20 protein-coding genes are annotated in these 22,856 nt (G+C 65.5%); 11 read left to right on the top strand and 9 right to left on the bottom strand.

Annotation, left to right across the window (positions count from 1 at the left end; all coding sequences use genetic code 11):
- Nucleotides 1-16: 16 nt before the first annotated feature.
- Entirely contained in the window at nt 17-352 is a 336-nt protein-coding gene (locus ABJO18_RS05285; protein ID WP_348509083.1) for a GIY-YIG nuclease family protein, read from the top strand.
- Between the two features lie 200 nt (nt 353-552).
- Here the strand turns inward: ABJO18_RS05285 and ABJO18_RS05280 are convergent, their stop codons facing one another.
- Both ABJO18_RS05280 and ABJO18_RS05275 read right to left on the bottom strand, forming a co-directional pair.
- Nucleotides 553-1,833 (bottom strand): FAD-dependent oxidoreductase, encoded by a 1,281-nt coding sequence (locus ABJO18_RS05280; protein WP_348509082.1) that lies wholly within the window; start codon nt 1,831-1,833, stop codon nt 553-555.
- Nucleotides 1,834-1,907: 74 nt separating this feature from the next.
- Complete coding sequence (locus ABJO18_RS05275; RefSeq protein ID WP_348509081.1) at nt 1,908-2,237, bottom strand: metalloregulator ArsR/SmtB family transcription factor; 330 nt, start codon at nt 2,235-2,237, stop codon at nt 1,908-1,910.
- Between the two features lie 114 nt (nt 2,238-2,351).
- Here ABJO18_RS05275 and ABJO18_RS05270 point away from each other — a divergent pair, with 114 nt between their 5' ends.
- From ABJO18_RS05270 to ABJO18_RS05255, 4 genes are read left to right on the top strand one after another with little or no spacing between them, the layout of a single operon-like run.
- The gene (locus ABJO18_RS05270; RefSeq protein WP_348509080.1) at nt 2,352-2,708 is read left to right on the top strand and encodes a rhodanese-like domain-containing protein; all 357 of its coding nucleotides are present in this window, start codon (nt 2,352-2,354) and stop codon (nt 2,706-2,708) included.
- A 20-nt stretch (nt 2,709-2,728) separates the two neighbouring features.
- Nucleotides 2,729-3,712: an efflux RND transporter periplasmic adaptor subunit gene (locus ABJO18_RS05265; protein WP_348509079.1), complete on the top strand. Its 984-nt coding sequence runs from the start codon at nt 2,729-2,731 to the stop codon at nt 3,710-3,712.
- Nucleotides 3,709-6,996 carry an efflux RND transporter permease subunit gene (locus ABJO18_RS05260; RefSeq protein ID WP_348515761.1) on the top strand — a complete coding sequence of 1,096 codons (3,288 nt, stop codon included), beginning with the start codon at nt 3,709-3,711 and terminating at the stop codon, nt 6,994-6,996. Before ABJO18_RS05265 ends, ABJO18_RS05260 begins: the two co-directional genes overlap by 4 nt.
- Nucleotides 6,993-7,196 (top strand): DUF2892 domain-containing protein, encoded by a 204-nt coding sequence (locus ABJO18_RS05255; RefSeq protein ID WP_271185089.1) that lies wholly within the window; start codon nt 6,993-6,995, stop codon nt 7,194-7,196. Before ABJO18_RS05260 ends, ABJO18_RS05255 begins: the two co-directional genes overlap by 4 nt.
- A 158-nt stretch (nt 7,197-7,354) precedes the next feature.
- On the opposite strand, the gene ABJO18_RS05250 is transcribed toward ABJO18_RS05255, so the two are convergent.
- Complete coding sequence (locus ABJO18_RS05250; RefSeq protein ID WP_348507681.1) at nt 7,355-7,807, bottom strand: YcgN family cysteine cluster protein; 453 nt, start codon at nt 7,805-7,807, stop codon at nt 7,355-7,357.
- A gap of 116 nt (nt 7,808-7,923) precedes the next feature.
- Here ABJO18_RS05250 and ABJO18_RS05245 point away from each other — a divergent pair, with 116 nt between their 5' ends.
- Complete coding sequence (locus ABJO18_RS05245) at nt 7,924-9,864, top strand: PBP1A family penicillin-binding protein (protein ID WP_348515760.1); 1,941 nt, start codon at nt 7,924-7,926, stop codon at nt 9,862-9,864.
- Here ABJO18_RS05245 and ABJO18_RS05240 read toward each other — a convergent pair.
- Nucleotides 9,798-10,634 (bottom strand): ion transporter, encoded by an 837-nt coding sequence (locus tag ABJO18_RS05240; protein WP_348507679.1) that lies wholly within the window; start codon nt 10,632-10,634, stop codon nt 9,798-9,800. The genes ABJO18_RS05245 and ABJO18_RS05240 overlap by 67 nt on opposite strands.
- 207 nt (nt 10,635-10,841) lie before the next feature.
- Between ABJO18_RS05240 and ABJO18_RS05235 the strand changes: the two genes are divergently transcribed.
- From ABJO18_RS05235 to ABJO18_RS05225, 3 genes are all read left to right on the top strand, one after another.
- On the top strand, nt 10,842-12,824 hold the full coding sequence (locus ABJO18_RS05235; protein ID WP_348507678.1) for an EAL domain-containing protein: 1,983 nt from the start codon (nt 10,842-10,844) through the stop codon (nt 12,822-12,824).
- Nucleotides 12,824-13,198: a PAN domain-containing protein gene (locus ABJO18_RS05230; RefSeq protein ID WP_348507677.1), complete on the top strand. Its 375-nt coding sequence runs from the start codon at nt 12,824-12,826 to the stop codon at nt 13,196-13,198. The genes ABJO18_RS05235 and ABJO18_RS05230 overlap by 1 nt, the downstream gene beginning before the upstream one ends.
- A gap of 150 nt (nt 13,199-13,348) precedes the next feature.
- Entirely contained in the window at nt 13,349-14,431 is a 1,083-nt protein-coding gene (locus tag ABJO18_RS05225; protein ID WP_348507676.1) for a DUF2336 domain-containing protein, read from the top strand.
- Between the two features lie 6 nt (nt 14,432-14,437).
- Here ABJO18_RS05225 and ABJO18_RS05220 read toward each other — a convergent pair whose 3' ends face one another.
- From ABJO18_RS05220 to ABJO18_RS05205, 4 genes are all read right to left on the bottom strand, one after another.
- On the bottom strand, nt 14,438-15,616 hold the full coding sequence (locus tag ABJO18_RS05220) for a mechanosensitive ion channel family protein (protein WP_348507675.1): 1,179 nt from the start codon (nt 15,614-15,616) through the stop codon (nt 14,438-14,440).
- Nucleotides 15,613-17,220 (bottom strand): peptide chain release factor 3, encoded by a 1,608-nt coding sequence (locus ABJO18_RS05215; protein WP_348507674.1) that lies wholly within the window; start codon nt 17,218-17,220, stop codon nt 15,613-15,615. The genes ABJO18_RS05220 and ABJO18_RS05215 overlap by 4 nt, the downstream gene beginning before the upstream one ends.
- Before the next feature lie 33 nt (nt 17,221-17,253).
- On the bottom strand, nt 17,254-17,676 hold the full coding sequence (locus ABJO18_RS05210; protein ID WP_348507673.1) for a hypothetical protein: 423 nt from the start codon (nt 17,674-17,676) through the stop codon (nt 17,254-17,256).
- 67 nt (nt 17,677-17,743) lie between these two features.
- Nucleotides 17,744-18,085 (bottom strand): DUF1491 family protein, encoded by a 342-nt coding sequence (locus ABJO18_RS05205; RefSeq protein WP_348507672.1) that lies wholly within the window; start codon nt 18,083-18,085, stop codon nt 17,744-17,746.
- Between the two features lie 58 nt (nt 18,086-18,143).
- On the opposite strand from ABJO18_RS05205, the gene ABJO18_RS05200 reads away from it, so the two are divergent.
- Both ABJO18_RS05200 and ABJO18_RS05195 read left to right on the top strand, forming a co-directional pair.
- Nucleotides 18,144-19,817, top strand: coding sequence for a hypothetical protein (locus ABJO18_RS05200; protein WP_348507671.1), 1,674 nt, complete (start codon nt 18,144-18,146; stop codon nt 19,815-19,817).
- 109 nt (nt 19,818-19,926) lie between these two features.
- Nucleotides 19,927-20,835, top strand: coding sequence for a hypothetical protein (locus tag ABJO18_RS05195; RefSeq protein WP_348507670.1), 909 nt, complete (start codon nt 19,927-19,929; stop codon nt 20,833-20,835).
- Between the two features lie 108 nt (nt 20,836-20,943).
- Here the strand turns inward: ABJO18_RS05195 and ABJO18_RS05190 are convergent, their stop codons facing one another.
- Nucleotides 20,944-22,716 (bottom strand): HAMP domain-containing sensor histidine kinase, encoded by a 1,773-nt coding sequence (locus ABJO18_RS05190; RefSeq protein ID WP_348507669.1) that lies wholly within the window; start codon nt 22,714-22,716, stop codon nt 20,944-20,946.
- Nucleotides 22,717-22,856 lie beyond the last annotated feature (140 nt).

Here is a 22,856-nt window from a genome sequence, read left to right as displayed (position 1 = left end):
ATTTATAATTGCGTCTATGGAGCATTGCTATTTTGTTTACCTGCTCGCTTCGCGCAGATACGGAACGCTGTATTGCGGCGTCACCAATTCGCTGCTGCGCCGGGTGTTCGAGCACAAGATCCGGCAGGTTCCCGGGTTTACGGCCAAATACGGTGTCGACCGGCTTGTCTGGTACGAGCCTCACCAGGATATCAATGAAGCGATTGCCAGGGAAAAGCGCATCAAGCGCTGGCGGCGGCAGTGGAAGATCAATCTGATCGAGAAAGACAATCCCGACTGGAATGATCTCTACCCGGGTCTGGGCGGAACCGATCCGGCCGAACTGGCACCGGAACACCAGCGCAATTGGTAGCACTGCACGAGACTGTCATCCCGGCCGAATGGCCTGCGAAGGCAGGCCGCAGGGCCGGGACCGATACGCGCGTTTTTGGCCGAAAGAAGGCTCGATGTCAGCGACAGCTAGATAACCACCGTGTTTATGGGTCCCGGACTTTCGCCCTCCCGGCCTTGAGCCGGGACGCGCGGGGCGTCCATCCGGGATGACAAGGGAAATCAGCTTTCCTTCTTCACCTTGTGGATGCCCAGCATGTCGAACACCGCCTTCTCGTAGAAGGGTTCGCCGACGCCGCCGCGGATCTTGCCGAGGAAATAGCTTTCGAAACCGGCCTTGGCGAGGTGGACCCAGCCGCCGTCGGCGGACCAGTTCACATTGCGCGGCGGGATTTGCGGCATGGCGACGAAGGCGACGCCGCCATCGCCGAAATCGGCCAGGCAGACCGCATTCCAGGTGGCGACATTATTGGCCGGCTTGCCGTCCAGATCGGCGCGCAGATTGCGGGCGGTGGCGACCACCATGCTCTCGATCATGAAACCGGTCTTGGGCACGCCCACCGGCACCGGATAGGCCGCAACCGGCGGGATGGCGACGCAGACGCCGACCGAGAAGACATTGGGATATTTCGGGTTGCGCTGGTGCTCGTCGATCACGACAAAGCCGCGCGGATTGACCAGGCCCTCGACATCGCGCACCGCGGCGATACCGCGGAAGGCGGGCAGCATCATCGAGTATTTGAAGGGCAGTTCGTGGGTCTTCTTGACCGATCCGTCCTCGGCCACTTCCTCGACATGCATCATGCCGTCCTCGACCTTTGTCACGCGGGCCGAGGTGATCCACTTGATGTGCCGGTTGCGCATCTCGCTTTCCAGCAGACCCTTGGTGTCGCCGACACCGTCAAGGCCGAGATGGCCGATATAGGGTTCCGAGGTGACAAAGGTCATCGGCACCTTGTCGCGGATCTTGCGCCTTCTCAGATCGGTCTCGAGAATCATCGCGAATTCATAGGCCGGCCCGAAACAGGACGCGCCCTGTACCGCCCCGACCACGATCGGGCCGGGATCCTTCACGAAGTCCTGCCAGACATCGTTGGACGCCGCGGCATGATCGACATGGCAGATCGACTGGGTGAAACCGCCATGCGGGCCCAGCCCCTCGATCTCGTCGAAGGCCAGTTCCGGGCCGGTGGCGATAACCAGATAGTCGTATTCCAGCGTCTCGCCATTTGCCAGATCGATCGCATTGGCGTCGGGGCGGACTTTCGTGGCCGCGGCGTGGATGAAATCGATGCCCTTCTTCTTCAGCATCGGCTCCAGCTCGACCTTGATCTTTTCCGGCTTGCGCCAGTCGACCGCGACCCAGGGATTGGAGGGGGTGAAGTGGAAGGTGGGATAGTCCGAGACCACCGTGATCCGGTCGCTGGAGCGCAATTCCTTGCGCGCTTCCAGGGCCATGGGAACGCCGCCGAGGCCGGCGCCAAGTACAACGATATGAGCCATGTTTTCCTCCCGACCCGGCTTCAACGGGTCATTCTTGTCCGGAATACCGCGCTCCGGCTTTGCGTTGGATCAATCTATCCGGCCACCGCATCGGCTACGGTGCAGAACTGCGATTTCAGATGCATGAGGATGCCGAGACAGCGTTCGTCGCTGATCGAATAGTGGACCTGGAGACCGGATTTGCGCCCTTCCACCAGACCGTCGCTGCGCATTTTTGCCAGGTGCTGGGACATGGCCGATTGCGACAGGCCGGCAATCTCGGTGAGCTCGCCCACCGTCGCCTCCCCCATCGCCAGACGGCACAGGATCAGGAGGCGCTTTTCATTGGCCAGCAGTTTCAGGAAGGCCGCGGCATCGCCGGCCTGGTCCTGCAATTGCGCGATCTGCGGGTCGATTGTCGTCACGCGGGTCACCTCGAACACGGCATCTGAAACATCATTGACAGCTAATATAGCTTCCACTAAATTAGTGTCAACTAATGTTTTGGCCCACAGCTTGCCCCATAGGGAGACCCCGACATGAGCCTTCGCGAACTCGACCCGAAAGATGTCTACAAGGCCCTGCAGGACAATACGGCCGTGCTGATCGATGTGCGCGAACCGCGCGAATACGCCACCGAGCGCCTGCACGGCGCCTCGCTGCACCCGCTGTCGACCTTCGATCCGCAATCCCTGCCGGTCGACAAGTCCCGCGAGGTGATCCTGCATTGCGGATCCGGCAAGCGCTCGATGGACGCCCTGCAACGCTGCCAGAAAGCCGGCGTGCCGATCACCGCCCATGTGAAGGGCGGCCTCCTGGCCTGGAAGACGTCCGGCCTGCCGACCATCACCATCGATCCGGCCACCGGCGCCGTTATCGACCCCCAGAGCCGCTGAACCGGAAAGGCCCGATCGCCATGCTGAAAGCCGGCCTCCTCGCGACCGCCCTTCTCGCGGTCACCGCCCCCGCTGCCCTCGCCCAGCCGGGCGAGAGCTTCACCGTCACCGCGACCCGGATTGCCGACCGCAAGGCCGTGTTCGCCACGGTCGAGAGCATCGACACCGTGGCCGCTCGCGCCCGCATCTCCGGCACGATCGGCGAGCTGCGTGTGGATGAGGGCGATGCCGTGGCGGCCGGCGATGTGCTGGCCGTGGTGGTGGACGACCGGCTGGCGCCGCAGATCGGCGCCATCAACGCCACCGCCTCGTCCCTGCAGGCCCAGCTGGACCAGGCCCGCATCGACCTGACCCGCGCCCAGGACCTGTTCGACCGCGGGATCTTCCCCCAGGCGCGTCTGGATCAGGCCCGGACCCAGGTCGATGTGCTGGAAGGCCAGCTCGCCTCGGCCCGCCAGGAGCGCGCCGTGCTGGTGCAGCAATCGCGCGAGGGCGATGTGCTCGCCCCGGCCAGCGGCCGCGTGCTCGACGTACCGGTGACCGCCGGTTCGGTCGTACTGCAGGGCGAACAGGTCGCCACCATTGCCTCCGATCTCTACCTTCTGCGCCTGCGCCTGCCGGAACGTCATGCCCGCACGATTGCCGAAGGCGATACGGTGACCGTCGATGCGGCTGCCCTGACCGGCGATGTCGCACCCACCGGCCGTATCCGCCAGGTCTATCCGCGCATCGAGGACGGCCGCGTCATCGCCGATGCCGTCGTCGAGGGGCTGGGCAATTACTTTGTCGGCGAACGCGTGCGCGTGCATGTCGAGGTCGATGAGCGCGATGCCGTCATCGTACCCGAAGCCTTCCTGATCAACCGCTATGGCGTCGACTATGTCCGCCTGCGCGAGGCCGATGGCCATGTCGTGGACATTGTCGTCCAGCGCGGCCGCGAGACCGCAGACGGTATTGAAATTCTCGGCGGCATCGCCGCCGGCGACGTGCTGGTGCAGCCATGAAGCTGGGTCTTTCCGGACATCTGGCGAAGGGTTTCATCCGCTCGCCGCTGACGCCGCTCATCCTGCTGGCCTCGCTGGCCATGGGCCTGATCGCCCTGATGGTCATCCCGCGCGAGGAAGAACCGCAGATCTCCGTGCCGATGGTCGATGTGATGGTCGCCGCGCCGGGCCTGCGCGCACCGGACGCGGTGGAGCTGGTCACCGAACCGCTCGAGACGATCATCCGATCGATCGAGAATGTCGAACACGTCTATTCCCAGACCGAAGACGACCAGGTGATGGTCACCGCGCGCTTCGATGTCGGCACCGATGCCGACGACGCGATCCTGCGCGTGCACGAGCGGATCAACGCCAATCTCGACCGCATCCCCCACGGCATCAATCCGCCGCTGATCGTCGGCCGCGGCATTGACGATGTCGCCATTGTCGCGCTGACCCTGTCGCCCGCGCCCGCCGTGGCCGGGCACTGGGACGACAATGCCCTTTACAATATCGCCGAGGAATTGCGCGCCGCGCTGATGTCGGTCGACGATGTCGGCCTGACCTATATCACCGGTGGCCGCGCCGACCAGATCCGTGTCGAACCGGATCCGGAACGCCTGTCGCAATACGGCGTCACCCTGCAACAGCTCGCCGGCCGCATCGCCGAGGCCAACCGCGCCTTCCCCGCCGGCCAGGTGAGCGGCAATGACACCACGCGCTTCGTCACCGCCGGCCAGACACTGCAGGGCGTGCCCGATATCGGCCTGCTCCTGCTCACCGCGCGCGACGGACGCCCGGTCTATGTGCGCGATGTGGCAGATGTCATTGTCGGTGCCGAGCCGGCCGGTGCCCGCGCCTGGATGTTCACCCGCGAGGGGAGCGACGGCAGTCATGGCGAGGATGCGCACGGCTCCACCGCCAGCTGGCAGCGCACGCCCGCCGTCACCCTGGCCCTGGCCAAGCGCGAGGGCGCCAATGCGGTCGTCGTCTCCGAACACATACTGGAACGCCTCGACCTGCTGCGCGGCAGCCTGATCCCCGAGGGCGTCGAGGTCACCGTCACCCGCAATTACGGCGAGACCGCCAACGAGAAGGCCAACGAGCTACTCTTCCACCTCGGCCTCGCCACCGTCTCCATCGTGCTGCTGGTCACGTTCGTGATCGGCTGGCGCGAAGGCCTGGTCGTGCTGGTCGTCATCCCGACCACCATCCTTATGACGCTGTTTGCGTCCAACCTGATGGGCTACACGATCAACCGCGTCTCGCTGTTCGCGCTGATCTTCTCCATCGGCATCCTGGTCGACGACGCCATCGTGGTGATCGAGAATATCGCCCGCCACTGGGCGATGAAGGACGGGCGGCCGCGCATCACCGCTGCCGTCGAGGCCGTGGCCGAAGTGGGCAATCCCACCATCGTCGCCACCCTCACCGTGGTCGCGGCCCTCCTGCCCATGCTGTTCGTGTCGGGCCTGATGGGGCCCTACATGGCGCCGATCCCGGTCAATGCCTCGGCCGCGATGATCTTCTCTTTCTTTGTCGCCATGGTGCTCACGCCCTGGCTGATGATGATGATCGCCGGCCGCCGCAAATCCGATGTCTCCGGCCATGCCGAAGGCCATGAGGGCATTCTCGGCCGGCTCTACCGCCGCGTCGCCACACCCATTGTCGCCGGACGCAAGCCCGCCTGGACCCTGCTCCTGACGGTGGGCGTGCTCACCCTGGTTTCCATGTCCGCCTTCTACTTCAAGGGCGTGACGGTGAAACTCCTGCCCTTCGACAACAAGTCGGAATTCCAGGTCATTATCGACCTGCCCGAAGGCGCCACGCTGGAACGCACCGACCGGGTGCTCACCGAGGCCGCCGGCCGGCTGGCCGCGATTCCGGAAGCGGTCTCGATCCAGGCCCATGCCGGCACGTCTGCGCCGTTCAATTTCAACGGGCTGGTGCGCCACTATTATCTGCGCAGCCGGCCGGAACAGGGTGACCTCCAGGTCAATCTCCTGCCCAAACACCATCGCGACCGCGCCTCGCACGAGATCGCGCTGGAGGCCCGCGAGCTGCTGGCCGGCATGGACCTGCCTGAGGGCACCTCCGTCCAGGTCGCGGAAATCCCGCCGGGCCCGCCCGTGCTGGCAACCCTGCTGGCGGAGATCTACGGTCCCGATGCGGAAACCCGACGCGCTGTCGCCCGCGAAGTCCGCGCCGCCTTCGAGAGCGTGCCCTATGTCGTCGACGTCAATGACGGCTTCGGCGAGCCGCGGCCGCGCCTGCGCATCGCCATTGACCAGGACAGCCTGGAATATTTCCGCGTCCAGCAATCGGATGTCTACGACACGATCGGCGCCCTGATCGGCGGCACCACGGTGGGCTATTCCCATCGCGGCGAAGGCCGCAATCCGGTCGAGATCGCCGTGGAACTGCCGCGCAGCGACCGCAGCTGGACCGAACGCCTCGCCTCCACCCCCGTTCCCGCCAACACCCTGCCGGGCGACCGCACCGTGGTGGAGCTGGGCGATGTGGTCTCGATCACCGAGGAGGACGGCTCCTACCCGATCTTCCGCCGCGACGGCCGCTATGCCGAAATGGTGATGGCCGAACTGGCCGGCGATTTCGAGGCGCCGATCTACGGCATGTTCGCCGTCCAGGACGCCCTCGCGGAACGGGATTGGAGCGAGGATATCCCCGCCCCCCAAATCCGGATGTATGGTCAGCCGCCGGGCGATGAGGAGGTCACCCTGCTGTGGGACGGCGAGTGGGAAATCACCTATGTCACCTTCCGCGACATGGGTGCGGCCTTCATGGTGGCGCTATTGGGCATCTATGTGCTGGTTGTGGCGCAGTTCGGATCGTTCCGGGTGCCGCTGATCATCCTGACGCCGATCCCGCTGACCTTCATCGGAATCATCTTCGGGCACTGGGTTTTCGGCGCCGCCTTCACCGCCACCTCGATGATCGGCTTCATCGCCCTGGCCGGGATTATCGTGCGAAACTCGATCCTGCTGGTCGACTTCATCCGCCACGGCGCCGAGGAGGGCGAGCCCCTGCGGGAGACCCTGCTGCGGGCCGGCGCGATCCGCTTCAAGCCGATCCTCCTGACCGCGATCGCCGCGATGATCGGCGCCTCGGTCATCCTGGGCGATCCGATCTTCCAGGGCCTGGCGATCTCGCTCCTGTTCGGCCTCGCCTCGTCCACCCTTCTTACCGTGCTGGTTATCCCGGCGATCTACATCGTCTTCAAGGACGGCGATGCGCCCTACCGGCCGGCCCTTTCCGAAGCGTCCCATCAAGGAGAAACCTCATGACTCTCGGACGTGCCGTCATGCTTTTCGCCGGCTGCATGACCCTTCTCTCGGCGATCCTCGCCTGGCAGGTCAGCGAATGGTGGCTGCTGCTCACCGCCTTCGTCGGCCTCAACCAGATCCAGACCAGCTTCACCGGCTTCTGCCCGGCCGCCATGGTCTTCAAGGCCCTCGGCGCCAAGGACAAGGCGGTGTTCAGCTAGAGACGCGTTGGGGAGGGCGAAGGCCGGTGCTTTCCCCCTCTCCCCGCCCTCTCCCCAGGGAGAGGGAGTTCCGGTTGCGCGTGTCACGAAGGCCCCCTTCTCCCCAAGGGAGAAGGTGCCCGCAGGGCGGATGAGGGGGAAGACACTGCCTTCGGCCCTCAGTCCTCTTCCCCCGGCCATTCCACGATGTGTTCTTCCCAGTCAGGGTCGCCGTCGAAATCGTCCTCGCTGACCACCTGACCGGCCACGCTCATGCCCGCCTTGGCGGTGGAGTGCGGATCGCCGGTCACGAGCGGGTGCCAGTCAAAAAGATCCTTGCCCTCGGCGATCAGCCGGTAGGCACAGGTTTTCGGGATCCAGGGCAGGGTGCGGATATTGTCCGGTGTCAGCACGACACAGTCCGGCACCTGGGTATGGCGATGCGGATAATTGCGGCAGCCGCCATTCTCGCAATCGAACAGCGTGCAGGCGACATCGGTCTCCATGCGCAGCCCGGTATCCTCATCCTCCAGCTTGATCAGGCAGCACTTTCCGCAATGGTCGCAGAGCGATTCCCACTCGGCACGGGACATCTGGTCCAGAGATTTCATTTTCCAGAAAGGCTGAGGCATGGTCCCGCCTGAATTCCGCCGCTATTGATAGGCTTTAGACAGGGCGAGCCTAACACGCAGCCAGGCATTCGGGGTTGGCAAAAAGCATGTACCAGGAGCCGTTTCGCGCGGATCACATGATGGAACGCGACCGGCGCGAACAGCGCCGCCGCCTGATCGTGGGCGGATCGCTGGCGCTGATTGCGATCATGCTCGTCTCCTTTGCCTTCGCTGGCTGGCACTGGGCCTTCCACGATCTGCCGTCCGCGCCGCAAAGCGCCGCCGAGCTGTGGAATGTCCGCCGCGAACCGGCCGTCACCCTGGCCGACCGCGAAGGCCGGGTCCTCGCTGTGCGCGGTCCGCTCTATGCCCGCGCCGTCGCCCTGGAGAGCCTGCCCGAACACGTGCCGCAGGCCTTTCTCGCCATCGAGGACCAGCGCTTCTACCAGCATACCGGCGTCGATTTCCGCGGTGTCGCCCGGGCGCTCTGGCGGAATTTCCGGGCCGGCGCCACGGTCGAGGGCGGTTCGACCATCACCATGCAGCTGGTGAAGAATCTCATGCTTACCCCCGACCGCGAGCTGCGCCGCAAGATCCAGGAGATGCGGCTGGCGCGGGCGCTGGAGCGCCAGCTGTCCAAGACGGAGATTCTTGAGCTCTACCTCAACCGCATCTATCTGGGCGCCCGCGCCTACGGCATCGAAGCCGCCGCCGAACGCTATTTCGACAAGTCTGCCACCGAGCTCACCTTGGCAGAAGCCGCCCTGCTGGCCGCCCTGCCCAAGGCGCCGAGCCGGCTCGACCCGACCGTCAATCTGGATGCCGCCCGCGCCCGCGCCGCCCAGGTGCTCGCCGCGATGGAGGAAGCCGGCTACATCACGGCGACCGAGCACGCCGAGGCGCTTGCCGATCCGGCAGAACCCGTCGCCGACACCTCCGATCCCAACGCCACATCGAACTGGGGCCACGCCTTCGACATGGCCCTGGCCGAGGCACAGCGCCTGGTCCCGGGCGACATCCCTGACCTGATCATCCGCACCACGCTGGACCCGGCCCTCGCCCGCGCCGCGAACGAGACCGTGGAGCGCGTCTTGTCCGAACAGGGCGAAGCTGCCAATGCCGGCGAAGCCGCTATCGTGCTGCTGGCGCCGGACGGAGCGATCCGTGCCTTCGCCGGCGGGCGGGACTATCGCGACAGCCAGTTCAACCGCGCCCTCCAGGCCCAGCGCCAGCCGGGCTCGGCCTTCAAGCCCATCGTCTTCGCCGCGGCGCTGGAGGCGGGCTACGACCCGTCATCGGCGGTGTGGGACGAACCGGTCGATCTGGAAGGCTGGACACCGCAGAATTTCTCCGGCTCCTATCGCGGTCTGGTCACCCTGCAGGAAGCCCTCAAGCGCTCGATCAACACGGTTGCCGTCCAGGTCGCCGACGAGGTCGGGATCGGCCGCATCGTGGAAATGGGCCATCGGCTGGGCATCCGCTCCGACCTGCCCGAACTGCCGGCCATCGCGCTCGGCGCCGCGGAAGTGAACCTGGTCGAGCTGACCGCCGCCTATTCGGTGTTTGCCAATGACGGTGAACGCCGCGCGCCCTACTTCATTCTCTCGATCACGAACTCGCGCGGCGATGTGCTGTACGAGCATCGCGATCCCGGTGCCGAACGGGCGCTGGAGACGGAAACGGCCCAGGCCATGTCGACCATGCTGCAGGATGTCGTGATGACCGGCACCGGCCGCCGGGCCGCCCTGCCGGGCCGCGCCTCGGCAGGCAAGACCGGCACCAGCCAGTCCTTCCGCGATGCCTGGTTCATCGGCTACACCGCCGACTACACGGCGGGCGTCTGGGTCGGCAATGATGATGACAGCCCGATGGAGAATGTGACGGGTGGCGGCCTGCCGGCCCAGATCTGGCGCGACTTCATGGTGCGGGTGCACGAAGGCCTGCCGGCCCGTGCCCTGAGCGCCCCGGCACCGCGCACGCGGTCCGAGCGTGAAGAGCGGCTGGCGGCTTTCTATTCCGACCTGTCGTCCGCGTTTTCCGAACTGCTCGAAGACGGCGCCTCGCCCAGCGAGCGCTGAACGACCGCGGTCAGGGCCGCAATCTCGGCGCGCAAGCCGGCGATCTCGGTGTGCAGGATTTCCCGGTCGGCATCGGCCTCGGCATCGCGGGCCTCTTCGTCGTCGAAATGCTTGGACTGCAGGCTGTCCACGATGATGGCGATGAACAGGTTCAGCACCGCGAAACTGGTCAGCACGATAAAGACGACAAAGAAGATCCAGGCCCAGGGATGGGTTTCCATCACCGGAATGGCGACATCGGACGCCCAGCCTTCCAGCGTCATCACCTGGAACAGGGCGAAGGCGCTGTCGCCCAGCGTGCCGAAGCGTTCGGGAACGGCCTCGCCATAGAGCTTGGTCGCCATCACGGCGGAGACGTAGAACATCAGGCCCAGCACCGCGATTACGGCCCCCATGCCCGGGATGGCGTTGAGCAGGGCTTCCACGACCTTGCGCAGATCCGGCATCACCGAGAACAGGCGGAAGGCCCGCACGATCCGCAGCGCCCGCAGGACAGAGAACCCGCCGGCCGCCGGGATGACGGATACCGTGATCACGAACAGGTCGAACCAGTTCCAGCCCGACAGGAAGAAGCGGTGGCGGTAGGCGATCAGCTTGAGGGTCAGCTCGACGACGAAAACCCCCACGATGATGCGGTCCATCATCGGCAGCCAGGTGGTGAACCAGTCGCCTTCATAGGGATAGGTTTCCAGCCCCAGCGTGATCGCGTTGATCACGATCAGCGTCATGATGAAGTTGCGGAAATGCGAACTCTCGACGAAAGCCTTCACCCTGTATCCCCTCCGGTGCGCTCCGGGCCGGTCCCCCAACCCTGAGCGCCTGCTCCTAGCTCTACAGGGCTGGAAATTCAATCAGTGTAAGCGATGCGGAAAGCATCGGCGAAAAAATCGCAAACCGTTCAAATTTTAAACGACAACTTATCCGCGATTTAACGACGCATATTGCATAAGGCCGTTGAACGAGGAGCGGACCAGCCCATGCGGCCCGAAGTGCACAATCAGCAAGCGCCGGAGAGCGGCAGCGAGGACTCCGATCCGCCTGTGCGGCGTGACGAGATCACCATCGCCTACCAGCCGATCCTGCGCGGAGCGGCCACGGCTGTATTGTGCTATTTCCTGTTCGACCTTGTCAGCCGGGCGTTCTTTCCGGGCGAGGCCCATCTGGGGATCATGCTGACATCGGTCGGCATCGCTACGATCCTTGCGCAACTGGTCCGGCAATATCTGCGACAGCCCCGCTCGGCCTTTCAGCTGGAGATTTGCGGCGCGACCCTGTGCCTGGCGATGCTGTTCAGTTCGAACCTGCAGCAGAACCTGCACTTCGAGGCCGAGAACCTGGCCTATGCCGTACTGATGATGCCGATCTGCGCTGCCATCCTGCCGCGCCGCCGCACCATCGCGCTGGCCGTACTGATCTCCTTCGCCAATCTGATGTGGCTGGTCTGGCAGAACATGCCGGCCGCGCTGACGGACTATGCCTGGGTCGGCGTATCGGGCATCGCCGCCGGCGTTTCGATCGCCGCGATCATCCGCACCGCCGTTCTGCGCTCGGTCAAGGCGCGGCTGGATGCGATCCACGACCGCGAGATCGCCGAGGAGCTGGCGCGCGAGGCGCGTCACCTGGCCGAATGCGATGCCCTGACAGGCCTGCCCAACCGGCGCAGCTTCTTCCTGGCGCTCAATGAACGGGTCGAGCGCCTGCGCACGCACGGTGAGCCCTTCCTGCTCGGCCTCGTCGACCTGGACGGGTTCAAGCCGGTCAACGACACCTACGGGCATGCGGCCGGCGACGAAATGCTGCAGACCGTGGCCAGGCGTCTGACCGACATCGTCGGCCATCACGCCCTGCCAGCGCGTCTGGGCGGCGACGAGTTCGCACTCCTGACCGCGGCAAATCCGAAGACGGCTGAAGCCGCGCTGACACTGGGGCAACGCATCGAGGCAAAGCTGTCCGAGCCCTATCGCCTGGGCCAGTACACCTGCAAAGGATCCGGCTCTGTCGGCCTCCTGATCTGCGACGATCCGGAACTGAGTGCGCACGACCTTATGGAGCGTGCCGACCATGCGCTCTACTTCGCCAAACGGGCCCTGCAGGGCAAGGCGGTACTGTTCAACGCGGCGCTGGAACAGGAGATGGCGAACTCCAGCCAGGTCGACAAGGCGCTGCGCCGCTGTGACTATGACAGCGAGTTCCAGCTGCATTTCCAGCCACAGTTCGACCTCGTGAAAGGACGCATCATCGGCTTCGAGGCGCTGGCCCGCTGGAACTCGCCGGAACTGGGCGCCGTCACGCCGGACATCTTCATTCCTGCCGCCGAACGGGCCGGCCTGATCCGGCCGCTGACCCAGGTTCTGCTCGGCAAGGCCCTCGCCGCGATGGCCAGCTGGCCGGACGAGATCACCCTGGCCTTCAACCTGTCGACCCATGACCTGATGTCACCCCATGCGGTCGAGAGTGCGCTCGCCACTGTGCGCGGCAGCGGCATCGAACCATCGCGCATCGAGTTCGAGATCACCGAAACCGCGATGATGAGCGACTTCAATCAGGCGCGCCGGGCGATCGACCAGATCAGCGAGGCCGGACACCGTGTGTCGCTGGACGATTTCGGGATCGGCTATTCCTCGCTGCAATACCTGCAGCTCCTGCCGGTCAGCAAGCTGAAGATCGACCATTCCTTCGTGCGCAACATTCTGGAGGACACGGCTTCCTTCAAGATCGTGCGCACCCTGCTTTCCCTGTCCCGCACGCTGGGCCTGGGGTGCGTTGTGGAAGGGGTGGAGACCGAAGCGCAGATGCACATCCTGCGGACCATGGGCGCCCGCCACATCCAGGGCTATCTGATCGGTGCCCCCATGCCGGCCGGTTCCATCCCGTCGGCTCTCGGCAAGACCTATGACTTCACGCCGGCCCGTGGCCGGCCCGGGCCGGCCGAAGCCATTCGCCAGGCCGGCATCCAGTGATGCGTGCCACCATCCTGCTCGCGCTTGTCCTCGCGTCCGGCCCGGCGAACGCCGACGACGTCATGGACGGCTGGTCGCGCCGCGGCGCGGTCTATGCCTCCATCGCCATGGATGACGGCACGCCCGCCAGCTGCGCGGCATTGTGCAGTCGCGACGGAAACTGTCGGTCCTGGGTCTGGACGATCGCCGGGCTGGACGGCCCGGACACGCAATGCGCCCTGCTCTCTGCCGCGCCGACCCCGTTCCGGTCGCCCGGCCGGGTGACCGGGCTGTCGGCCGGTCTGGTTCAACGGATCGAGGCCGCGGCGGAACGGCCGCCGAGCCCGCGCGAGCTGAACGCCCTGCAGTCGATGCAGCACGGTGAGCATGACTAGGCGATATCGCGCGGCGCCCGCCTGCGGACCGGCGGACCCTGTGCTCACGCAAATAAAAAACACACTATATCCGACAATTTGCATGCCCCGGCTGACGCTTTGTTTACCCGCGTGGGGCAACCTGCAAGCCCTGATCGGTGGGAGTGGGCAATGGCCGTCGTCAGCAAGCTGAACAATCTGGTCGAACTGGCCAAGGAGAAGTCCTCGGAGCGCCGGCGGACCCTGCTGCGTGAAGTCACGGATCTCTTCTTCGAGGAGACGCCGGACAGCGGCAGCGCCACCTCGCACAAATTCGACGAATTGCTGTCCTCGCTGGCCGAACAGACCGCCCAGGATGCGCGTGAGGAACTGTCGCAGCGCTTCGCCGATGCGCCCCAGGCCCCGCGCGGGCTGGTGCTGCAACTGGCGCAGGATGCGATCGAGGTGGCGGCCCCGATGCTGGCCCGCTCCAGAGTGCTCACCGACGACGACCTGCTCTCCATCGCCGAAACCGCCGAACAGGGCCACCTCAAGGCCATGTCGCGCCGCGAAGAGGTTTGCGAGCGCCTGTCCGACACAATCGTCCGCCGCGGCGATGACGAGACCGTCGCCCAGCTGATCCGCAATGACGGCGCCCGCCTGTCGCGCGAGACCTTCGAGACCGTCACCGAACGCGCCGAAAGCTCGCCGGTCCTGCAGGGCCCGCTGGTCGAGCGCGGCGACACGCCGAACGATCTCCTGGCCGACCTGATGCTGACCGTCGGCAACAGCCTGCGCGAGCGGATCATGGAACGGTTCGACGCGGTCGACCCGGCCGTGCTCGAGCATGCCATGAACGCCTCGAAGGCGCGGCTGGCCCAGCGCATGGCCGAGGATCGCGACATCGCGGCTGCGCAGAAATTCGTACAGACCATGGCGCTGCGCAAACAGCTGACCGGCAATCTGCTCGCGCGGCTTCTGCGCGAACGCGAATACTCGAAATTCTATGCCGCCTTCGCCGAAATGACCGGGGTCGATTATGTCGCCGCCCGGCGCGCGATCCAGCAGGAATCGATCGACCCGCTGGCGCTGATCTGCAAGTCTGCCGGCTTCGACAAGGCGCTCTTCGTGACCCTCGCCGTACTGCGCCACGCCGCGGGCGAGGATGCTTTCCGGGATGCCCGCGAACTGGGCCAGCTCTACGACGCGATCACCGCCGACGACGCCGCCCGCGCCATGCGCTTCTGGCGCATGCGCAAGAACATGGCCGCCTGAGCCTTATCAGGCCTTGCCGGCGGCCACTGCGCCGGCCGCGTCGTCCTGCGGCGGCTCGAACACTTCCGCGCCGCTTTCCAGATAGACCGAGGTCGAGGGGAAGGCGAACTCCGTACCGGCCTCTTCCACCGTCTGCTTGACGAAGAAAGCCAGCTCTTCCTTCAGCCGCAACCACTCGCCCCAATTGGTGGTCTTGGTGAAGCAGTAGAGCAGGAAGTCGATCGAGGACGGCCCGAAAGCGTCGACGCGCATGAAGGTCGCGACCTCCGGCGGATCGGCAAATTCCGGATTGTCGGAGACGTAAGCGAGCACCTTGTCGCGGATCTCGCGCAATTGCTCGGACGTCGTATCGTAGCGCACGCCGATCGCCCATTTGATGCGGCGGTGGGTCATGCGGGAAAAGTTGGTCACCGCATTGTCCGACAGTTTCGAGTTCGGCACGTAGACCGGCCCCTTGTCGAAACGGCGCACCAGGGTGGAGCGGAAATTGATCTCCTCCACCGTGCCCTCGACCACGCCGTCCACCTTCACCCAGTCGCCCGGCAGGAAGCGTTTTTCGGTGAGGATCAGGATGCCCGCAATCAGGTTCTTGAACAGGTCCTGGGCGCCCAGGCCGATGGCGACGCCGAACAGGCCCAGACCCGCGACGATGCCGGCAACCGGGATATCCCAGACCTGCAGGACGGCCGCCGCCCCCACCACGATGAAGACGATCCGCAGCGCCTTGGTCAGCCAGTCCACCATGACCGGCGTCAGCGCATTGCGCAGGCCCTGCAGGGCAAAGGCGAACGGGCCGACAGCGTTGTGCAGCGCCCAGAACAGGGCGATGACGACCAGCGACTGGACGAATTGATGTCCGCGCAGCGCCCCGTCGCCACCCAGCTGGACGATATTGATGGCGAAGAAGAGCGCGATAATCACCGGGACCAGCTTCATCGGCCCGGCGAGCGCCTCGACGACCGCATCGTCGAACTCGGTCTCCGACCGCTTGGCCAGGCGCTGCAACGCGGCCAGCAGCCATTTCGCGATCAGGCCGCGAATGCCGATGCCGATCAGGACCACCAGGATGGCCAGCAGGCCCTGGCCGACGCTGATGCCCAGAAAGGACGTCTCCCAGACGTTCACGACTATGCCCCAGAACTCCTGGAGCTGTTCGGGAATGCTGTCGGCGGCAGTCGTACTCATGCGGAACGCTCCTTGGCCCGGTGGAAGGACACGTCGGGGAATTTTTCTTCCGAATAGGAGACTTCCCAGGCGCTCTTGGCCAGGAAGACCGGATCGCCATTGATATCCACGGCCATCGCCGATTTGTGCCGGTCGGCGAAAGCCTCGATCTTGTCGCGATCGCCCTCGATCCAGCGCGCGGTCTCGTAGGGCGCCGCCTCGAAATCGACCTCCAGCCCGTATTCCGCCGCAACACGTTCACGCATCACGTCGATCTGCAGCGCCCCGACGGCCCCGACGATGAAGTCGCCGCCCAGCGTCGGCCGGAAGAGCTGGGTGACACCCTCCTCGGCGAGGCTTTCCAGGGCCTTCTTGAGGTGTTTCGCCTTCAGCGGATCGGCCAGGCGGGCCCGGCGCAGGATTTCCGGTGCGAAGTTGGGAATGCCGGTGAAGCGCAGCTTGCCGCTTTCCGACAGGCTGTCGCCGACGCGTAGCGTACCGTGATTGGGCACGCCCATCACATCGCCGGCGAAGGCCTCGTCGGCGATCTCGCGATCCTGGGCGAAGAACAGGATGGGCGAAGACACGGTGAGCTGTTTGCCAGCCTCGGTCTTCAGCTTCATGCCGCGTTTGAACCTGCCCGAACACAGACGCACGAACGCCACCCGGTCGCGGTGATTGGGGTCCATGTTCGCCTGGACCTTGAAGACAAAGCCCGCGACCTCCTTGCCACCCGGTTCGATCTCGACCGGATTGCCATTCGACGACGCCGTGACAGGCGCCGGTCCCGGGATGATGTCGGCCAGTCCCTCGAGCAGCTCACGCACGCCGAAGCCGCGCAGCGCCGAGCCGAAGAAGACCGGTGTGAGATGGCCTTCCAGGAAGCTCTGACGGTTGAAGGGCGGGCAAAGTTCCTTGGCGACCTCTGCGCCCTCGCGCAACTCGTCGGCCTCCTCCGCGCTCAGCACTTCGCTGATCGAATTGCCATCCAGGGCAACGCGTTCGGCCGGCTCGTGCGGATCGCGGTCCTCGCCCGGCTTCTGGAAACGCAGCAGATCATTGGTCGCGATGTCGAGCACGCCCTTGAAGCGCTTGCCCGATCCGGACGGCCACTGCATCGGCGTGGCATCCAGCGCCAGCTTGTCCTGGATGTCTTCCAAGAGGTCGACCGGATCCAGCGCCTCGCGGTCCATCTTGTTGATGAAGGTGACGATCGGGATGTCGCGCAGGCGGCAGACCTCGACCAGTTTCAGCGTGCGCGGCTCCACACCCTTGGCAGCGTCGAGCACCATGATGGCACTGTCGGCGGCGGTCAGCGTGCGATAGGTGTCCTCGGAGAAGTCCTCGTGGCCCGGCGTATCGAGCAGGTTGAACAGGAGACCGCGGTGTTCGAACGTCATCACCGACGCCGAGACCGAGATGCCGCGTTCCTGTTCGATCTTCATCCAGTCCGACTGGGTCCGGCGGTTCTCGCCGCGCGCCCGCACCTGTCCGGCCAGGCGGATCGCACCGGCCGAGAGCAGCAGGGTCTCCGTCAGCGTGGTCTTACCGGCGTCCGGGTGTGAGATGATGGCGAAGGACCGGCGGCGCGCCCATTCCGGCGCGTCTGTCGAATTGGAAGTCATCTATAGGGCTCGCAAGACAATGCAAGCCGGGGGTTACCCCGTTCCCGTGGCCTGAGGCAAGGGTTCACTGCCTGCCATCCAGACCGCACTGTTTGCCTTGGCGGCTGTCAGGTGCCCGTCAGCCTGCTCCCGCCAGAGATAGGCCAGCGTCGTGATCGGGACGTTCGCATAACGCAGTCCCACGGCGTGCCAGCTCGTCGCCCCGTCGGGGCGCACGGCCAACAACCCGTTTGCTCCGGGCGCGACATAGCAGATCAGTGCGCACAGATGCCGGATATGTTCAGGCTTGTTTCGAGCGACATTCGGATCGGCAAACACAGCCTCCCGGACCAGCGCATTGAGCTGGCCGGCGGTAAGTGTCTCGATCTGGGTTGGCGTGAGCGGCATCGCGCCGTCATTCAGCACCGACTTCAAATCACCCAGGTCGAACACGACATCGTTGAAGAGGAACAACATCGTCCGTCTCGCTACGAAATGAGTTTTTCGGCGTCACCCATTTTCGCGCGATGGCGTTAAAGCTTTTCTACCGCGCCGCGGATTCCACCGGTTCGGTCAGGAAGTGGCGCCCGCCCCGGTCCTCGATCTCGACCAGCCAGATGTCCGGATCATCCTCGATGCGCCGCCGGCAATAGGCATCGATATCGGCTTCCCCCGCCGGAACCGGGCGGAACACCGTCCAGATCCGTTCCCCCTCACCGTCCCGTGCCGGGACATAGAGCTGTGCCAGGTCGCGTGCGAGCACCACTTTTACGAGCACGGCGCCCGCATCTTCGTCTCCCCGGCGAATCACATAGGCGGACGCCAGACCCGTATCAGCCCGTCTGACAAGGGCGTCGACCCAGAATTTCGTCTTCAGTTCGCTCATTTTCGTTGATGGCCGCTCAATTGCTTAATAATCTGTTAAACGGGTGAGGGAGTATTCCATGTTTGTTCGTGTTGTGTCGGCGGCCATTTTCGCATGGTCCGTGTGCGTGTCCGGTGTTCAGGCGTCCTCGATACAGGAGGCTGCGCCGGCCGAACAGCTTGCCGCCGAACGGGTGAACACCGAGGAGCGTGCCCTCGCCGATCTCGACGGACGCGGCGACGCCTTCGTTCTCTCCACCTCCCAGCCGGCGGCCGATATCCATTTCACCCTGCCGCCGCACGTCGTGAGTTCGGAAGCCTGGCTGCGCCTGGCGGCACGGCCGGCCAGCGACGGCACGGATGGCCGCATCCAGGTCAGCGTCAATGGCGGCGACCCGATTGTCATCCGCCCGCAGGCCCGCGCGATGGAAGCCCGTTTCGCGCTCTTCTCCGCCGATTTCCGCCCGGGCGAGAACACCCTGACCATCAGCTATGCAACCGAGAACGCCGCCACGGGCTGGATCGTCGATGCGCGCCGCTCGCGCCTGCGCCTGACGCTGGAGCCCGTCGCACCGCTGTCGACGCTGGGCGAGCTTGAACAGGCGCTGGGATCCGACTTCGCGGCGCCGCGCCGCATCGCACTGGACACCGAAGCCGGCCGCGAGCGGATCACGCTGGAAAGCCTGGTCGCCCAGGGCCTCGCCCTGCGCGCCGGGGAAGTACCGCTGTTCTCCGGCGACACCGCCAATGCCGATCTGGTTGTGCGCATCGCCGAGATTGCCCGCCTGGACGAGACCGACCGGGCCGCCCTGCGTTCGGAAACCAGCCAGGGCCCGGAAATCGCCTTCTATAATGACGGCCAGCCGCGCCTTGTCGTGACCGGACGCAATATCGACGAAGCGACCGCTGCAGCCCGTCTGATGGGCGCGCGCTCCTTTGCCGGACATGGCGCGACCTTCCTCGCCGCCGACGCCATCCGGGCAGACCGCCTCGGCCGCCCCTCCATCGAGGTCGATGCGTCCCTTACCGAGACAGCCGACCTGCGCACTTTCGCGGCCTCGGGCCTGCCATTCAGCGCCGACCAGGGTGCCCGCACCGCCGTGCAGTTCTCCACCCGCTTCGACAGCGACCGCTATGGCGCCCTGTCCGTGCTTGCCCGTGCGGCCCTGATCGGCGGCGAAGCTTGGCTCTATGCCTGGTATGGCGATGCGGAGGAAGAGGCTCCCGCCAATCACAATCTTCTGCTCGTCGGCCCCAACTCGACCCAGTTCGAAGTCATCGACCACAATGCGCCGGACGAGCTGCGCGCCGCCCTGCGTGCCGCCGAACGCTCGCGCGGCCAGCGTGGCCTGATGCGCCTGGCTGCAGCCGCCTATGCCGATGAAGGCGACGGCGAAACGGCCACGACCCGTGAAGGGGCGGAACTGGGTGTCGGTGTCGCCTCGCTCTTCCAGGACCGCCGCAATGCCGGCCGCTGGATCGGCACGCTGACGGCACCGGATATCGCCTCCTTCGAGAGCGCCGGCCGCCAGCTGGCCCGCTCCAATCTCTGGTCGGCGCTGGAAGGCCGGGCGGCGGTGTGGAGCGCGCGCGGTGTGACCCCGCTCGACTTCACCGTCCAGCCTCCGACCCTGTTCGAGCGCGTGCAGGAGCTGGCCGTGGATCACACCCGCGATGCCGCCTTCCTGCTGTTCGGCGCGGCGCTTCTCCTGCTGCTGCGCGGTGCCATGCGCCGCCGCAAGGCCAGTGCGTGAGACGAGGATTTCATTTTACTCAATGCCTTAGCCAGGCATTAACCCTTCTTCTTCACGCGGCATAAAAGCGTCTCTGCTAAACCCGGACCTGTAGGGAACGGGACGAAACATGCGCTTTTCAACCAGAAGCCGGATCGCAGCCGCCGGATTGGCCGCCGCACTCACGGTCGCCAGCGGACCGGCCGTCGCCAATGAGGCGACAGGCCTTATCTTCGGCGAGCGCCAGCTGGCGCTGGATCTCGACACGCGCTGCGGCCTGTTTACCGCCGAGCAACGCGACGCGCTGAATGCCGCCCGGCTGCAAGCCCGCGGAACACTGCTGCGCGACGGTATCTCGGTCCACGCCCTTGACGATTACGCCGACGAGATCGAGGCCCAGGCCGGCGCGACGGACTGCAGCTGGCCGGAAGTCGCCGAGCTGCGTTACCGCGTGGCGGACGCCTTCATCGGCTGGCAGCGGCTGCGCGACATGCAGTTCGACGGTCTGGATTTCGGCTGGACCGCAACCCGCTCATTCATCGCCGGGCAACCCGGCTGGGCGGCGCTTCAGGACACCGGAACGCTGCGTGTCGGTCTGAGCCGGACCGATCAGCGCATCCGCTTTTCCGCCGCCATGCCCGCAACCCCGGGCGCGGTCTCCGCTGTTCTCGTGCTGCGCGACATGCGCCGGGAGCCGGACCTGTACGACCCGACGCTGGACGGACACTTCCCCGCGCCGGACGGCGCGGAATGGGCAGACTGGACACCGCCGGACTATGCCCGCGCGCTGGTCTGGGCCAGCGGCCGCGGCAATGCCGCCGAACAGGCAGCCCTGAGCGCCGATGGGACCGGTCTGGTCTTCCACTTCCCCGAAAGCGCCGTCGACGCCATCATCGCCCGAGACCCGCGCGAGACAGCCCGTATCGAGCTGATCGACGGGCATGGCGATACGGTCGGTCACTATTATTTCGAGATCGGCGATTTCGGTGCTGCCCGCGCTTTCGTGCGCTCGGGCAATCTGTCGGTTCCGCGGAGCTAGAGAGCATTTTCATCGCAATTGAGGTCGATGAAATGGCTCCGGCTTTTGAGCGGTCGCATTTTCGAACCGCAAAAACCGGTGCCCACTTTTGCTGAAAATGCTCCGGCGTCAGGATTCCGTGCCGGTACGCCCGGTCGATGGCGCGGCCGTGATGTCCTGCGATGCGGCCTGGGCGCGCTCGATCTGCTGACGCACATCCAGCCCGGCCACTGTACCGGCCGGCCAGGTTTCCACATCACCGCGCTTGTCGGCGAGGATCGGCAGGGTCACCGTCACAGTCGTACCGACACCCTTGCGCGAGGCGATCGACATGTGACCGCCATGCAGTTCGGCCAGGGCGCGTACCAGCGAAAGCCCCAGCCCGGTGCCGCGCTTTTCGATGTCGCGGGCATTGGCAGCCTGCTGATAGGGCTGGCCCAGACGCTCGGCCTCTTCCGGATCGATCCCGACCCCGCTATCGCCCACCGCCAGGACGAGCTGGCCGCCGGACGGCCGGGCCATCACGACAATCGCCCCGCCTTCCGGCGTAAACTTCACTGCATTCGACAGCAGGTTCAGCAGGATCTGGCGCAAGGCCTTGCGGTCGCCCATGACCGGCACGGCCACATCATTGCGCTTCACCGACAGGGTGATGCCGGCCTCTTCGGCCTGCAGGCGCATCATCTTGGCGACCAGGCCGACGATCTCGTCGATATCGAACCGCTCGCGGACCAGCTCATAGCGCTCGGCCTCGATCTTCGACATGTCGAGCACATCGCCGATCAGCTCCATCAGGTGCTGGCCGCTTTCATGGATCAGATCGGCATATTCCGCATAGCGCGCCGGCATCGGCCCGAAGAGCCGCGCCTTCATGACGTCGGAGAAGCCGATGATGGCGTTCAGCGGCGTGCGCAGTTCATGGCTGACGGACGCCAGGAATTGGGACTTGGCGCGCGCTTCCTCTTCCGCCTCTTCGCGGGCGCGTTCGGCTTCGCGGAGGCGGGCTTGCAGCGCGGGCCCCTGATCCTCGGCGAACAGCGCAACGGAACCGCCGCCCGGCAGCGGCCGGGTCTGGAAGCGGACATCGGCTTCGTGACCGCTCGGCCCACGCAGGACGAGATGCCCGGTCGACGGCGCGAGCGCGGCCTTGCGGGCGCGCGCAGCCAGATCGGCGCGGCTTTCATCGTCAAAGCCCAGATCGCACAGCGGCAGACCGGCCAGCTCGCGCGGCAGGCCCGGCGACATCTCGCGCAGCGCGTCCGATGCGGCGAGGATGTTGCCATCGCCATCGCAGGCGATAATGGCTGCCGGAGCATGATCGAAAGCCTTCGAGCGCACGCGGCCCCGTTCGGCTTCGGCCCGCACCGCATCCGCTTCGCGGACCGCGCGCAGGGCGCCCAGGCCGAAGCCGGTCGCCAGCATCAGGGCGCAGCCCAGAACGAAGGGCAGGTGCAGTTCGACGGCCATCGGCGCCGGCGCAATGAATCCCGTGATCTGAAGTCCGGCGACGACCAGTGCCGCCAGCCCGGACAGGGACGCCGCCTTGACGACGCCGTCACGGAGGCCGCTGGCCGCGGCGACAGCCGGCGCCAGCAGGAAGGCGAGCGCACCGATGCCGGTGACACCGCCACCGGTGACGGCGATCCCGGCGGCAAAGGCCGTCCAGATCATCGCCAGGAGAAAGCGTTCGAACGGGTGAATGAGACGCGGCAGCAGGATGAGACCGGCAATCGCCGGCAGGGCGAGCGCCGTCAGACCGAGGGCGCGCATCCATTCGGCACCGCCCAGCAGAGGCCAGACCTGCGGCGCGGCAGCCGCCAGCGTGCCAATCCATACCAGATTGACAATCACGCCACCGCGGCGGGCGATCCAGGCCGTGATATCGTCGCTCTTCGGGTCCATCTCTCAACCGGTGCGGACTGCCACGTGATTCCTACACGCGGGAATCTTCGCCTTTATCGTTAACAAATGCTGAATCTTAAGATCGGTTCATTTACTTTTCTGAACAAACCGGTCTTCGAATAATTCATCACGCATGGACA

Source organism: Maricaulis sp. (assembly GCF_039978735.1).
In the GTDB taxonomy this organism is placed as follows: domain Bacteria; phylum Pseudomonadota; class Alphaproteobacteria; order Caulobacterales; family Maricaulaceae; genus Maricaulis.
This window is presented reverse-complemented; position numbering and strand designations above follow the sequence as displayed.